Annotated in this window: 16 protein-coding genes and 5 tRNA genes; 15 read left to right on the top strand and 6 right to left on the bottom strand. The window is 70.2% G+C overall.

Annotation, left to right across the window (positions count from 1 at the left end; translation table 11 throughout):
• Window positions 1–156: 156 nt before the first annotated feature.
• From ACFYZA_RS19160 to ACFYZA_RS19130, 7 genes are all read left to right on the top strand, one after another.
• The gene (locus tag ACFYZA_RS19160) at window positions 157–828 is read left to right on the top strand and encodes a DUF4241 domain-containing protein (protein WP_382594971.1); all 672 of its coding nucleotides are present in this window, start codon (window positions 157–159) and stop codon (window positions 826–828) included.
• 67 nt (window positions 829–895) lie between these two features.
• Window positions 896–1,615 carry an HAD family hydrolase gene (locus ACFYZA_RS19155; RefSeq protein WP_388491760.1) on the top strand — a complete coding sequence of 240 codons (720 nt, stop codon included), beginning with the start codon at window positions 896–898 and terminating at the stop codon, window positions 1,613–1,615.
• An 89-nt stretch (window positions 1,616–1,704) separates the two neighbouring features.
• A tRNA-Gln gene (locus ACFYZA_RS19150) sits at window positions 1,705–1,776 on the top strand.
• Window positions 1,777–1,798: 22 nt separating this feature from the next.
• Window positions 1,799–1,871, top strand: a tRNA-Glu gene (locus ACFYZA_RS19145).
• Between the two features lie 61 nt (window positions 1,872–1,932).
• Window positions 1,933–2,005: transfer RNA gene (locus tag ACFYZA_RS19140), tRNA-Glu, on the top strand.
• A gap of 16 nt (window positions 2,006–2,021) precedes the next feature.
• Window positions 2,022–2,093 (top strand) — tRNA-Gln (locus tag ACFYZA_RS19135).
• Between the two features lie 52 nt (window positions 2,094–2,145).
• A tRNA-Glu gene (locus tag ACFYZA_RS19130) sits at window positions 2,146–2,218 on the top strand.
• A gap of 82 nt (window positions 2,219–2,300) precedes the next feature.
• On the opposite strand, the gene ACFYZA_RS19125 is transcribed toward ACFYZA_RS19130, so the two are convergent.
• Window positions 2,301–2,948 carry a MerR family transcriptional regulator gene (locus ACFYZA_RS19125; RefSeq protein WP_382594976.1) on the bottom strand — a complete coding sequence of 216 codons (648 nt, stop codon included), beginning with the start codon at window positions 2,946–2,948 and terminating at the stop codon, window positions 2,301–2,303.
• Between the two features lie 96 nt (window positions 2,949–3,044).
• Here ACFYZA_RS19125 and ACFYZA_RS19120 point away from each other — a divergent pair, with 96 nt between their 5' ends.
• On the top strand, window positions 3,045–3,548 hold the full coding sequence (locus tag ACFYZA_RS19120; protein ID WP_382594979.1) for a DUF4188 domain-containing protein: 504 nt from the start codon (window positions 3,045–3,047) through the stop codon (window positions 3,546–3,548).
• Window positions 3,549–3,668: 120 nt separating this feature from the next.
• Here ACFYZA_RS19120 and ndgR read toward each other — a convergent pair whose 3' ends face one another.
• The gene (gene ndgR / locus ACFYZA_RS19115; protein ID WP_329462822.1) at window positions 3,669–4,385 is read right to left on the bottom strand and encodes an IclR family transcriptional regulator NdgR; all 717 of its coding nucleotides are present in this window, start codon (window positions 4,383–4,385) and stop codon (window positions 3,669–3,671) included.
• A gap of 172 nt (window positions 4,386–4,557) precedes the next feature.
• Here ndgR and leuC point away from each other — a divergent pair, with 172 nt between their 5' ends.
• From leuC to ACFYZA_RS19095, 4 genes are all read left to right on the top strand, one after another.
• Entirely contained in the window at window positions 4,558–5,982 is a 1,425-nt protein-coding gene (leuC, locus tag ACFYZA_RS19110) for a 3-isopropylmalate dehydratase large subunit (protein ID WP_388491757.1), read from the top strand.
• A 5-nt stretch (window positions 5,983–5,987) separates the two neighbouring features.
• Window positions 5,988–6,581, top strand: a complete 594-nt coding sequence (gene leuD, locus ACFYZA_RS19105) for a 3-isopropylmalate dehydratase small subunit (protein WP_382594986.1) — start codon at window positions 5,988–5,990, stop codon at window positions 6,579–6,581.
• 239 nt (window positions 6,582–6,820) lie between these two features.
• On the top strand, window positions 6,821–7,048 hold the full coding sequence (locus ACFYZA_RS19100; RefSeq protein WP_161244486.1) for a hypothetical protein: 228 nt from the start codon (window positions 6,821–6,823) through the stop codon (window positions 7,046–7,048).
• A 144-nt stretch (window positions 7,049–7,192) separates the two neighbouring features.
• Window positions 7,193–7,852, top strand: coding sequence for an HU family DNA-binding protein (locus tag ACFYZA_RS19095; protein ID WP_161244487.1), 660 nt, complete (start codon window positions 7,193–7,195; stop codon window positions 7,850–7,852).
• A gap of 107 nt (window positions 7,853–7,959) precedes the next feature.
• Here ACFYZA_RS19095 and ACFYZA_RS19090 read toward each other — a convergent pair whose 3' ends face one another.
• Together ACFYZA_RS19090 and cofC are read right to left on the bottom strand one after the other, a co-directional pair.
• Window positions 7,960–8,163: a hypothetical protein gene (locus tag ACFYZA_RS19090; RefSeq protein WP_100577920.1), complete on the bottom strand. Its 204-nt coding sequence runs from the start codon at window positions 8,161–8,163 to the stop codon at window positions 7,960–7,962.
• A gap of 9 nt (window positions 8,164–8,172) precedes the next feature.
• Window positions 8,173–8,796 (bottom strand): 2-phospho-L-lactate guanylyltransferase, encoded by a 624-nt coding sequence (gene cofC, locus ACFYZA_RS19085; protein ID WP_382595120.1) that lies wholly within the window; start codon window positions 8,794–8,796, stop codon window positions 8,173–8,175.
• A gap of 247 nt (window positions 8,797–9,043) precedes the next feature.
• Between cofC and ACFYZA_RS19080 the strand changes: the two genes are divergently transcribed.
• Genes ACFYZA_RS19080 through ACFYZA_RS19070 form a run of 3 tightly spaced genes read left to right on the top strand, consistent with a single transcriptional unit; the run spans window position 9,044 to window position 12,023 of the window.
• Window positions 9,044–9,796 carry a lysophospholipid acyltransferase family protein gene (locus ACFYZA_RS19080; protein WP_382594993.1) on the top strand — a complete coding sequence of 251 codons (753 nt, stop codon included), beginning with the start codon at window positions 9,044–9,046 and terminating at the stop codon, window positions 9,794–9,796.
• Window positions 9,793–10,806 carry an NAD(P)H-dependent glycerol-3-phosphate dehydrogenase gene (locus ACFYZA_RS19075; protein WP_382594996.1) on the top strand — a complete coding sequence of 338 codons (1,014 nt, stop codon included), beginning with the start codon at window positions 9,793–9,795 and terminating at the stop codon, window positions 10,804–10,806. The genes ACFYZA_RS19080 and ACFYZA_RS19075 overlap by 4 nt, the downstream gene beginning before the upstream one ends.
• Before the next feature lie 59 nt (window positions 10,807–10,865).
• The gene (locus tag ACFYZA_RS19070) at window positions 10,866–12,023 is read left to right on the top strand and encodes a D-alanine--D-alanine ligase family protein (RefSeq protein WP_388491751.1); all 1,158 of its coding nucleotides are present in this window, start codon (window positions 10,866–10,868) and stop codon (window positions 12,021–12,023) included.
• 12 nt (window positions 12,024–12,035) lie between these two features.
• On the opposite strand, the gene ACFYZA_RS19065 is transcribed toward ACFYZA_RS19070, so the two are convergent.
• On the bottom strand, window positions 12,036–12,521 hold the full coding sequence (locus tag ACFYZA_RS19065; protein WP_388491748.1) for a DUF3515 domain-containing protein: 486 nt from the start codon (window positions 12,519–12,521) through the stop codon (window positions 12,036–12,038).
• Window positions 12,522–12,541: 20 nt separating this feature from the next.
• Window positions 12,542–12,775, bottom strand: a complete 234-nt coding sequence (locus tag ACFYZA_RS19060) for an Lrp/AsnC family transcriptional regulator (RefSeq protein ID WP_100577926.1) — start codon at window positions 12,773–12,775, stop codon at window positions 12,542–12,544.
• Window positions 12,776–12,932 lie beyond the last annotated feature (157 nt).

The following is a 12,932-nucleotide window of genomic DNA, read 5'->3' as shown; positions in this document are numbered from 1 at the left end:
CGGGCCCCGCCCGTGGGCGAGTTGACCCCGCGTGCAGGACGGCGGCCTGGCGGCCCGGCCTCATACTGACCGGGACTGCTCTGTCAGCGGGGCGAGTTATGTTGCCTGTAGTGCGAACCGCCGCCGCCTCCACGCCTGTCACACCGGGAGACCCTCATGCCCATGCCCGCCCCCGACTTCTCCTGGCACTTCACTCCGGGCAACGTGTTCGAGGAGGAGTCCGGCAGTACCGGCACGATGAGTGTGGTGCGGGGCGGGGAGCTGTGGCTGCACACCGGGCGGGTCATCGCCTGCGACCCGTTCGTCTCGCTGGGGGCCGGCGAGGCCGAGCCGTTCACGGCACAGGTGGCACCGGGGCGCTACCGGGTGGACGCGGCCGTGGCCACCCTGGTGCGGCCGGGCGAGCCCGAGGTGGACGGCCCGCACCTGCGGGTGGCCGCCGCGCGGCTGGTCATCAAGGACGCCCCCGCCGTCTCGTGGGAGCTCGCCCTCCAGCCGGGGCAGGACCTCGCCGAGCTGGATGACGAGGAGTTCTTCGGGTACGGGGTCGACGCGGGCACCGGCTGCTTCTACGACGCGGGGTCCGACGGGTCCTTCCCCGACTGCGAGGGCGACGAGGGGCCGCTGTGGGACGCCTTCGACACCGTCCCGCCCTCGCCGGGCCCGCACACCGTCACCGACCCCGCCTCCGGTCACAACCTGATCGCCTTCACCTCCGGTTGGGGCGACGGCGCGTACCCGACCTGGATAGGCCGGGACGAGGCGGGCGCGGTCACCTGCTTCGTCACCGACTTCTTCGTCGTCCCCACCGAGGCACTGGTGCCCTGAGCCGCCGGCCCCGCCGCACATGCCGGAACGCGGCGCCTCCGCCGGGCCCGGGGCCTAAGCTCGAAGCATGGCCATCCGCGCCGTCCTGTGGGACATCGACGACACGATCTTCGACTACGCCACGGCCTCCCGCTCCGGCATGCGCGCGCACCTCGACATCGAGGGACTGCCCCGCGCGTACGAGTCCCTGGAGACGGCCCTCGACGCCTGGGACGAGCTCACCGCGTACCACTGGGCGCGGTTCGCGGCGGGGGAGACCGACTGGCACGGGCAGCGGCGCGACCGGGTGCGGGCGTTCCTGGGCGAGGCCATGAGCGACGAGCGGGCCGAGGCCTGGTTCGAGCGGCACATCGCGCACTACGAGGCCGCCTGGAGCCTGTTCCCGGACGCGCTGCCCGTCCTCGACGTGCTCGCCGAGGACTACCGGCACGCCGTCCTGTCCAACTCCTCCCTGCCCAACCAGGATCGGAAGCTGCGCATCCTGGGTGTGCGGGACCGCTTCGAGGCACTGCTCTGCGCGGCCGAACTCGGCGTGGCCAAGCCGCAGGCGGGCGCCTTCCACGCGGGCTGCGCGGCGCTCGGACTGCCGCCCGATGAGGTCGTCTACGTGGGCGACCAGCCGGACATCGACGCACGCGGGGCGGTCGAGGCGGGGCTCAAGGCGGTCTGGCTGGACCGCTCGGGGACGGGCGGCAGGCCCGAGCTCGTCCGCATCACGGGACTCGACCAGCTCCCCGGTCTGCTGCGCCGCGATACCCGTTTTGGAGCGCCGGACACCTTCGGGTAATGTTCTTCCTGCGCCAAGGGGAACGGGAAGAAAAACCCCGAACCGAAAGCGCAAGCCAAGCAAAACTCCTTACGGGAGTTGCGTTTTGGTGGGCTATGGTGTAATTGGCAGCACGACGGTTTCTGGTTCCGTTAGTCTAGGTTCGAGTCCTGGTAGCCCAGCTCGCAGAGCTTTATCTGCAAGGCCCCCGTTGTGTAGCGGCCTAGCACGCCGCCCTCTCAAGGCGGTAGCGCCGGTTCGAATCCGGTCGGGGGTACAGATCCTTCCCGCGGGATCACCAGGGTCGCACCCGGTGAACCTGATGCAGGATCGCTAGGGCCCCCGTTGTGTAGCGGCCTAGCACGCCGCCCTCTCAAGGCGGTAGCGCCGGTTCGAATCCGGTCGGGGGTACTGGTCTAAACCACCATGGGCTATGGTGTAATTGGCAACACTACGGTTTCTGGTACCGTCATTCTAGGTTCGAGTCCTGGTAGCCCAGCGGGTCATTTCAAGATCCTGGATCTTCTTCGAAGGTCCGAACACGCAGGTAGGCCCCCGTTGTGTAGCGGCCTAGCACGCCGCCCTCTCAAGGCGGTAGCGCCGGTTCGAATCCGGTCGGGGGTACGCACAGAGAATGGGCCCTTCGCATCTTGCGGAGGGCCTTTTCGTGTGCCCGGTGGCCCGGTCACCGTCCCCTGCCTCCCGGTCACCCGCTCGCGAAGCGCCGGCCCGACTCCTGCGCCTCGGCGATCCTGCGCAGACTGAGCAGCACCGGCTCGTACAGCACGGTCAGGGCCACCGCCGCCTCCACCTGTGCGTCGGCGGATTCGTAGCGCTCCACCAAATCCAGGTCCGTCACGGCCAGTTCGGCCGCCGCCCGGGCATAGGGCAGCAAGTCGTCCACGTCACACGGGTAGTTGAGCCGCGCCAGGGCGCCGACCGCGCCGACCAGCGTGCCGTAGGCGGGGGAGTCCGGGCCCCAGGCGTGCGGCCCCTGAAGCCAGTTGAGCCGTGAGAGCAGGGCGTCGACGGTGTGCCGGGCGCGGTCGACGGCGGGGTCGCCGGGGGCCGGCTCGGGCGTGGTCGGCAGTGCTCCGACCGCGATGCCCAGGCGGTGGTGGTGGTCGAGGGAGTCGTCCTCCAGCGCCGCGAGCACCTCCCGGGCCGTGGCCACCGGCACCCGGCCGACCTGGATCAGGGCGCGCACCAGTCGGAGGCGCTGGAGGTGGGTCTCGTCGTACGCGGACCGGGTGGCCGTGACCCGGCGGCCCTGCGGCAGCAGTCCCTCGCGCAGGTAGTACTTGATCGTGGCCGTGGAGACCCCGCTGCGCTCGCTCAGTTCCGCCAGTTTCACGGCCTGCCCCCTTGCGTCGTCAGTTGGAGAGTGTCACTATCCAATCATGGATAGCGCGGCTATCCAACGGGCAGGAATCGTGACAGGGGGAACGTCATGAACGACAAGCCGGTCCAGGGACGGATGACCGCCGCGGCCGAGGGCGATGTGGTCGTCTTCCTCATCGGGATGCGCATCAACAGCTTCCGGGCGCTGCGGAGTTGGTGGCCCGTCTCGGCGGCCATGCCGCGGATGCTGAAGGAACTGGAGAGGGAGAAGGCGCAGGGCAACGGGCTGCTCGGCTACCGGCCCGTGCTCGGCGGGCCGCGCCTGATCGGCGTGATCCAGTACTGGGAGTCCAAGGAGAAGCTCCTGGCGTACGCGTCGGCGGCGGACAAGGAGCACCGGCCGGCCTGGGCGGCCTTCAACCGCCGGGCCCGGGCGGGCCGGGACAACGTCGGGATCTGGCACGAGACGTACGTCGTGCCCGCCGGGTCGTATGAATCGGTGTACGTGAACATGCCGGAGTCGGCGTCCGGGCTCGGCGCGGCCACCGGACTCGTCCCGGTCGGCCGTCGCGGCGACCGGGCGGCCGACCGTCTCAGGATCAAGGCCGTCTGATCCCGCCCCTCGGACATCCCGGGGCAGGCCTCGAACGCCCGGGGGCCGGCCCCGGACACACCTCCGGCCCACCGCTGCGGCGTTGAAGCGGTGGGCCGGACTGTGGGAGAGGGGAGGGACTCAGCCGTTGCGGCGCAGGGCTTCGGACAGGCGACCCGCGGCGTCGATGACGGCCTGGGCGTGCATCCGGCCCGGGTGCCGGGTCAGGCGCTCGATGGGGCCGGAGACCGAGACGGCGGCCACCACCCGGTTCGACGGGCCGCGCACCGGCGCCGACACCGAGGCCACGCCCGGCTCGCGCTCGCCGATGGACTGGGCCCAGCCCCTGCGGCGTACGCCGGAGAGGGCCGTCGCCGTGAAGCGGGCGCCCTGGAGCCCGCGGTGCAGGCGCTCCGGCTCCTCCCAGGCCATCAGGATCTGCGCGGAGGACCCGGCCTTCATGGTCAGCGTGGAGCCGACCGGCACGGTGTCGCGCAGGCCCGAGAGGCGCTCGGCGGCCGCCACGCAGATCCGCATGTCGCCCTGGCGGCGATAGAGCTGCGCGCTCTCGCCCGTGACGTCCCGCAGATGCGTCAGGACCGGGCCGGCCGTGGCCAGCAGGCGGTCCTCGCCGGCCGCCGCCGCGAGCTCGGCGAGACGCGGGCCGAGAATGAAACGGCCCTGCATGTCCCGCGCCACCATCCGGTGGTGTTCCAGTGCCACGGCCAGTCGGTGTGCCGTGGGTCGTGCGAGCCCAGTGGCCGCGACCAGACCTGCGAGGGTGGCCGGACCGGACTCCAGAGCGCTCAGGACAAGGGCAGCCTTGTCCAGAACGCCTACGCCGCTAGAGTTGTCCATGCAACGATATTCGCGTCTCACTCTGTGAAACGCAAGTTCAATTTTCTCCGGAAGTCGTCAAGCTGTACTGGCGATCCGTACAACGGGACGCGGCCTCGCCCGGGGCGTGCGCACGGGTACGGGCAATCGGTCTCTAGAAGTGCCGGCGAAGCCGCCGGCCGGAGGGAAGGCGATGGGTAGGACACTCGCGGAGAAGGTCTGGGACGACCATGTCGTCAGGCGAGCAGAGGGCGAGCCGGACCTGCTCTTCATCGATCTTCACCTGCTGCACGAGGTGACCAGCCCGCAGGCCTTCGACGGACTGCGCAAGAACGGTCGCCAGGTGCGGCGCCTCGACCTCACCATCGCCACCGAGGACCACAACACCCCCACCATCGACATCGACAAGCCGATCGCGGACCCGGTCTCCCGGATCCAGCTGGAGACGCTGCGCAAGAACTGCGCCGAGTTCGGTGTGCGTCTGCACCCGCTCGGCGATGTCGAGCAGGGCGTCGTCCACGTGGTGGGACCGCAGCTGGGCCTGACCCAGCCGGGCACCACCGTGGTCTGCGGCGACTCGCACACCTCCACCCACGGCGCCTTCGGCGCGCTGGCGTTCGGCATCGGTACCAGCCAGGTCGAGCACGTCCTGGCCACCCAGACGCTGCCGCTGGCCCCCTTCAAGACGATGGCCATCACCGTCGACGGCGAACTGCCCGACGGCGTCACTGCCAAGGACCTGATCCTCGCCATCATCGCGAGGATCGGCACCGGCGGCGGCCAGGGCTACGTCCTGGAGTACCGCGGCTCCGCCATCGAGAAGCTGTCGATGGAAGCCCGCATGACCATCTGCAACATGTCCATCGAGGCGGGCGCCCGCGCCGGCATGATCGCCCCGGACCGGACCACGTTCGACTACCTGGAGGGCCGCGCACACGCCCCCCAGGGCGAGGACTGGGACGCGGCCGTCGCGTACTGGAAGACCCTCAAGTCCGACGAGGACGCGGTCTTCGACGCCGAGGTCGTCATCAAGGCCGACGAACTCGCGCCGTTCGTCACCTGGGGCACCAACCCCGGCCAGGGCGCGCCCCTGTCGGCCAACGTCCCCGACCCGGCTTCGTACGAGGACGCTTCGGAGCGCCTGGCCGCCGAAAAGGCCCTGGAATACATGGGGTTGACTGCGGGCCAGCCGCTGCGCGACATCAACGTCGACACCGTCTTCGTAGGTTCGTGCACCAACGGCCGCATCGAGGACCTGCGCAACGCGGCCGCCGTCATCGAGGGCCGCAAAGTCGCCGACGGCGTACGGATGCTGGTCGTCCCCGGCTCGGTCCGGGTCGCCCTGCAGGCGATGGACGAGGGCCTGGACAAGGTGTTCACGGCCGCCGGCGCCGAATGGCGGCACGCGGGCTGCTCGATGTGCCTCGGCATGAACCCGGACCAGCTGGCCCCCGGCGAGCGCTCCGCGTCCACCTCCAACCGCAACTTCGAGGGCAGGCAGGGCAAGGGCGGCCGCACCCACCTGGTTTCGCCCCAGGTCGCCGCCGCAACCGCGGTTCTCGGCCATCTGGGCTCGCCCGCCGACCTCTCCGACGCCCGTACCCCCGTGGAGGCCTGAGAACCATGGAAGCTTTCACCACGCACACCGGCCGGGGCGTTCCGCTGCGCCGCTCCAACGTCGACACGGACCAGATCATCCCGGCCCACTGGCTGAAGAAGGTCACCCGCGACGGCTTCGAGGACGGCCTCTTCGAGGCCTGGCGCAAGGACTCCGAGTTCGTCCTGAACAAGGCCGAGTACAAGGGCGCCACCGTTTTGGTGGCCGGTCCCGACTTCGGTACCGGCTCCTCCCGCGAGCACGCGGTGTGGGCGCTGCAGAACTTCGGCTTCAAAACGGTGATCTCGTCCCGCTTCGCCGACATCTTCCGCGGCAACTCGCTGAAGAACGGACTGCTCACCGTTGTTCTCGACCAGAAAGTCGTGGACGCCCTGTGGCAGCTGATCGAGCGCGATCCCGAGGCCGAAATCACCGTTGACCTGCAGGATCGCCAAGTTCGCGCGGAAGGCGTCACGGCCGACTTCGAACTCGACGAGAACGCCCGCTGGCGGCTCCTGAACGGCCTGGACGACATCTCCATCACGCTCCAGAACGAGCCCGACATCGCCGCCTACGAGGGTCGTCGGCCCTCCTTCAAGCCGAGCACGATCCAGGCCTGAACCGCCTATTGACCCCCCTTCGGCTGCATCGCGCCCCCTGATTTCCGGATTGATTTCCGGGCAGGGGGCGCGTCGCGTTTTGGGCTCCGGGGGTGACGTCAACTAGCCTTGTGCGCAGGGCAGATGGCCGGATAGTCGCTTGCGCGATCGCGGGGACGTGCGGACGTCCCCGAGTCGCCGGATTCGCTCAGTTGCCCCCGCCGGAGGTGACAACTCGCCTCAGATGGCACAATCGACGCATGGAACGCGACAGCCAACTCGAGCTCTACGGGGTGGTGGCGGACCAACTGAAAGAAGCGCACACAAGGGTGCGCGAACTGCAAGTCCCGGAGGGCGTACGGATGGCGCTGTCCCGGAAGCTGCTGGTCATAACAGCGGCTGCCAAACACGATCTCGCCGATGCGGCAAGGCGTCTGGACCGGTTGTTGAAGGACCTCGACGAGGGCCGATTCCCCGAAGGCGACTGAGCCGTAAGGAACTAGGCGAGAGCCGACTTCGTTGCGGCACTAGGGTGATTAGCCCGTTTCGTGTTTGATTTGCGGTATATATCTGCCTAACGTGCGAAAAGGCCTGGACACTTTCGCTCAGGCAATGTCTCCGAAGGGGAAGACGTGAACAAGGCGCAGCTCGTAGAAGCGATTGCCGACAAGGTCGGCGGCCGTCAGCAGGCCGCGGACGCGGTGGACGCGGTGCTGGACGCGGTCGTCCGCGCAGTCGTCGCCGGCGACCGCGTCTCGGTCACCGGTTTCGGCTCGTTCGAGAAGGTCGACCGCCCGGCCCGTTACGCCCGCAACCCGCAGACGGGTGAGCGCGTCCGGGTCAAGAAGACCTCGGTGCCGCGCTTCCGCGCGGGCCAGGGCTTCAAGGACCTCGTCGCGGGCTCGAAGAAGCTCCCGAAGAACGACGTGGCCGTCAAGAAGGCCCCCAAGGGCAGCCTCTCGGGCGGTACTTCCACCCGGACGACCGTCAAGAAGGCCGCGGCCAAGAAGGCCACGACCGCCAAGAAGGCGACCGCGAAGAAGACCGCGGCGGTGAAGAAGACCGCTGCCGCGAAGACCACGGCGGCGAAGAAGACCACCGCGAAGAAGGCGACCGCCAAGAAGACGACGGCGACCGCCAAGAAGGCCACGCCGGCCAAGACCGCGACCGCCAAGAAGGCCACCGCGAAGAAGACCGCGCCGGCCAAGAAGACCGTCGCGAAGAAGGCGCCCGCGAAGAAGACCACGGCGCGCAAGACCACCGCCAAGAAGGCGACCGCTCGCAAGAAGTAGTCACCAGCGGCAAGGCTCATGCGCCGGGCCGGGCTCCCCTCGGGGAGACCCGGCCCGCGGCCGTTTTCCGGCCAAGTCACGCGCGCGGCGGCTTCGGAAGGCCCGCCTCAGAAGGTCTGCAGCGTCACCAGCGTGATGCGCAGCTCCGCCCCCGACCCCTCGGTCTCGATACGGACCCGCTGCCCGGCCCGCAGCAGCCGCAGCCCGCCCGCGTCGAAGGCCGGCGCCCCGAAGTCCACGGGGGTGCCGTCGTCGAGCAGCACACTGCCGCTGCGGGTCTCGGAGTCGTATGTGTACGCGGTCGCCTGCATGGCGCCAGCCTAGTGCCCCTGTACGGCGTCCAGGGCGCCCAGGAGGGCGGTGGTGGAGGGGCCGACGCCCAGGGCGAGGGCGGTGCGCAGATCGGCGCCGGTGTCCACGTCACGGCGTACCGAGTCCACGCCGTCGAGCAGGATTTCGGCGGCGCCCGACACCGAATGGGCCGTTCGTGACGGGCCGCCGAAAAGCGGGTTCAAATCCTTGCCGGGAAGGGCCGAGAGAAAAGTCGTGCCGATTCCGGCCGCATCCGAGAGAAATGCCCGCGGAAATGCCCCGGCCGCGCCCAGCACCCGGCCGAGATCGGCCGGCCGCAGCGCGGGCAGGTCCGCGTTGAGGGCGGCCACCGGGAGCGCCGCCCGGCGCGCGCGCACCCGCCGCACCCCGTGCGCGAGCGCCGCGTTGAGGCCGGCGCCGGGGGAGTCGGGCACGACGCGGGCGCCGAGCGCGGCCAGTTCGGCGCCCGCGAGCCGGTCGTCCGTGACGACCGCCACATCAAGCACGGCGGGGCAGGCGAGGGCGGCCGCCACGGTGTCGCGGGCGAACGCCAGGGCGAGCCGCGGCCGCAGCTCGTCGCCGACGGCGGCCGCGAGCCTGCTCTTGGCCAGAGCCAAGGGCTTGAGCGGGATGACGAGGGACCAGCGGGCAGCTGTGGCGGTGTTCGTGGCGTCCCCTCCGTCCGGACGCCGCCCCGAGTCGGCCGGGCGGCGGCGGGCTTCATTGTCACCCGCCCGGACGGCCGCCGTGCGGACCGGGGCGTACGGTGTTCTCGACAGACCAGGGGCCTGGGGCGACACTTTCCCCCAGCAGCCACGCAGGTCAGTTCCCCCGGGTCCCGCAGCGGCCCGACAGGGGTCCACAGAGGAAGGTGTCCGAGTGTCCCGCCGCAGAATCGGCTTCTGGTACCGCCTGGCAGCGGTCATCGCAAAACCGCCGCTGGTCGTTCTGTTCAAGCGGGACTGGCAGGGAATGGAGAACATTCCGGCCGACGGCGGATTCATCACCGCCATCAATCACAACTCGTATCTGGACATGTTCTCGTACGGGCATTTCCAATACAACACCGGACGGGTGCCCCGATTCCTGGCCAAGGCCGCGCTTTTCAAGGCGCCCGGCGTCGGGATCCTGCTGCGCGGCACGGGCCAGATTCCCGTCTACCGCGAGTCCACCAACGCGGTCGGCGCCTTCCGGGCCGCCGTGGATGCCGTGGAACGCGGTGAATGTGTCGCGTTCTACCCCGAGGGCACCCTCACCCGGGACCCCGGCCAGTGGCCGATGACCGCGAAGACCGGCGTCGCGCGGGCCGCCATGCTGACGCGGGCGCCCGTCATCCCGGTCGCCCAGTGGGGCGCCAACTTGGCGATGCCGCCCTACGCCAAGGAGAAGAAGGTCCGCTTCTTCCCCCGCAAGACCCTCCAGGTGAAGGCCGGTCCGCCGGTCGACCTCGACCGGTTCTACGACAAGGAGCCGACGCCCGAGGTCCTCAAGGAGGTCACCGAGGTCATCATGGCCGCGATCACCTCCCTGCTCGAGGAGTTGCGGGGCGAGCGGGCCCCGGAGAAGCCGTACGATCTGCGCGAAGTCCGCGCGCGCCAGCGCCGCGAGGCCGCCGGGGAGGGCACCAAGTGACACACGGCACCACCAAGGCAGCGGTGTTCGGGACCGGTTCGTGGGGCACGGCGTTCGCCATGGTCCTCGCCGACGCGGGCTGCGAGGTGACCCTGTGGGCCCGTCGCCCCGACCTCGTCGAAGCGGTCAACTCCACCCGCACCAACCCGGACTACCTGCCCGGCATCGAACTTCCCGCGTCCGTGCGGGCCACCACCGACCCCGCGGAGGCCGCGGCCGGCGCCGACTTCACCGTCCTCGCCGTCCCCTCGCAGACGCTCCGCGACAACCTCGCCGCCTGGGCGCCCCTGCTGGCCCCCGGCACCGTCCTCGTCTCCCTGATGAAGGGCGTCGAACTCGGCACCGCCAAGCGGATGAGCGAGGTCATCGCCGAGGTCGCCAAGGTCACCGAGGACCGCGTCGCCGTGGTCACCGGGCCCAACCTGGCCAAGGAGATCGCCAAGCGGATGCCGGCCGCGGCCGTCGTCGCCTGCCGCGACGAAGCCGTCGCCCAGCGCCTCCAGGCCGCCTGCCACACCCCGTACTTCCGCCCGTACACCAACACCGACGTCGTCGGCTGCGAACTGGGCGGCGCCGTCAAGAACGTCATCGGGCTCGCCGTCGGCATCGCCGACGGCATGGGGCTCGGCGACAACGCCAAGGGCTCGCTCATCACCCGGGGCCTCGCCGAAACCACCCGGCTCGGCCTCGCGATGGGCGCCGACCCGCTGACGTTCTCCGGGCTCGCGGGCCTCGGCGACCTCGTCGCCACCTGCTCCTCGCCGCTCTCGCGCAACCACACCTTCGGCACCAACCTCGGCCGGGGCATGACCCTGCAGGAGACCATCGCGGTCACCAAGCAGACCGCCGAGGGCGTCAAGTCCTGTGAATCCGTGCTGGATCTGGCCCGTCGGCACGGGGTCGACATGCCCATCACGGAGACCGTCGTCGGCATCGTCCACGAGGGGAAGCCGCCGGTCGTCGCGCTCAAGGAGCTCATGTCCCGCAGCGCCAAGGCCGAGCGACGCTGACCGCGCCGGGCCCCTGCGGCCGTGGCTACGACGCCTCGAACGGGTACCCTCAACGCGATATGAGCAGCGAGAACCTCCCCCAGAGTCCTGAGAAGCAGCTCCGCAAGCCGCGGGTGGCCGTGGTGTTCGGCGGCCGCAGTTCGGAGCACGGCATCTCGGTCGTGACCGCCGGCGCGGTGCTGCGCGCCATCGACCGTACGAAGTACGACGTGCTGCCCATCGGCATCACGACGGACGGCCGCTGGGCGCTCACCGCCGACGAACCGGAGCGCATGGCGATCAGCGACCGGCGCACCCCCAGCGTCGAGGAGCTCGCCGAGTCCGCCGAGGGCGGCGTGGTCCTGCCCGTGGACCCGAGCAGCCGCGAAGTCGTCTACAGCGAGCCCGGAATGGCGCCCAAGGTCCTCGGCGAGGTCGACGTCGTCCTCCCGCTGCTGCACGGCCCCTACGGCGAGGACGGCACCCTCCAGGGCCTCCTGGAACTGTCCGGCATCCCGTACGTCGGCGCGGGCGTCCTCGCCTCGGCCGTCGGCCAGGACAAGGAGTACATGAAGCGCGTCTTCACCTCCTTCGGGCTGCCCGTCGGGCCCTACCTGGTGGTGCGCCCGCGCGAGTGGGAGCAGGACGAGAAGGGCGCCCGCCAGCGCATCGCGGACTTCGCCGGCGAGCACGGCTGGCCGCTGTTCATCAAGCCGTCCCGGGCCGGATCCTCGTTCGGCATCACCAAGGTCGACTCCTTCGAGGGCCTGGACGAGGCCATCACCGAGGCCCGCCGCCACGACCCCAAGTTCCTCGTCGAATCGCTGCTGCGCGGCCGCGAGATCGAGTGCGGGGTGCTCGAGTTCGAGGACGGGCCGCGGGCCAGCGTGCCCGCCGAGATCCCGCCGGTGACCGCCCACGACTTCTACGACTTCGAGGCCAAGTACATCGACTCGGCGGCCGGCATCGTGCCCGCGCCGATCGGCGAGGAGGCCACGGCCGAGGTGCGGCGCCTGGCCGTCGAGGCCTTCGAGGCCGCCTCCTGCGAGGGCCTGGTCCGCGCGGACTTCTTCCTCCAGGACAACGGCGAGTTCGTCATCAACGAGATCAACACGATGCCCGGCTTCACGCCGATCTCGATGTACCCGCGGATGTGGCAGGAGAGCGGCGTCGGGTACGCGGACCTGGTCGACAAGCTGATCCAGGCGGCGCTGCGCCGGCCGACCGGGCTGCGCTGACGCCTTCGGGCCCTAGGGCACGTCGAGCGTCTTGGGAATCGCCTTGCCGACAGGGGCGCCGAACGGCTGGAGCACCGAGGCGTCGTGCTCGTACCGTGCCCCTGTCAGCAGCTCGACGTAGGGCTCCCGGTACTGGGTGATGAAGCGCGGGCCCTGGGCGCGGGCCTGCACGGTCCACGAGACCCCCTCCACCTCGACCCCGGGATACTTCGGATCCGCCACCTCGTCGGGCCGCGGGATCCCGCAGCGCAGTACGATCTCCGCGTCCCCGTCCCCCCACCGGGCCGTCAGCGGCGAGTCCGGGGTGGGGTCGTGCCGCTTCTGGCCGGCGACGGTGTCGGGCAGGAGCCTGTCCAGCGCCGCGCACGCCTGCGCCTCCTTCGCGGGGGGCGAGGGAACCGCCACATCCGCGGTGGCGTCGGACGAAGAACAGCCCGCGGCCGCCAGGACGGCGACCGCGGACAGGACGAGAAGCGGCCGGTGGCGGAGAAGAGTCACCAGCCCAGGGTATGCGGGGGCTACAGATGGACGACCGGGCAGGTCAGGGTCCTTGTGATGCCGTCCACCTGCTGGACCTTGGCGACCACCATGCGACCGAGTTCGTCGACCGTCTCGGCCTGGGCCCGCACGATCACGTCGTAGGGCCCGGTCACGTCTTCGGCCTGGATCACTCCCGGGAGCTTTGCGATGGCCTCGGCGACGGTCGACGCCTTGCCCACCTCGGTCTGGATGAGGATGTACGCCTGTACCACGGAACCTCCAGGGCGGCCACGAGGATCATGTGGGGGAGAGAAAGAGACGCCACGGTACCGCGTCGCCACGCGCGACGGGGAGACCCGCGCGAGCGGCCGCTCACGCCGAGCAGCGAGAGCGGCCCTGAAGTTGACGTATGTGTTGACGGTACCCATG

It is taken from the genome of Streptomyces sp. NPDC001828 (genome assembly GCF_042892175.1).
Taxonomy (GTDB): Bacteria; Actinomycetota; Actinomycetes; order Streptomycetales; family Streptomycetaceae; genus Streptomyces.
The sequence above is the reverse complement of the archived record's forward strand: the minus strand, read 5'-3'. Positions and strand labels throughout refer to the sequence as shown.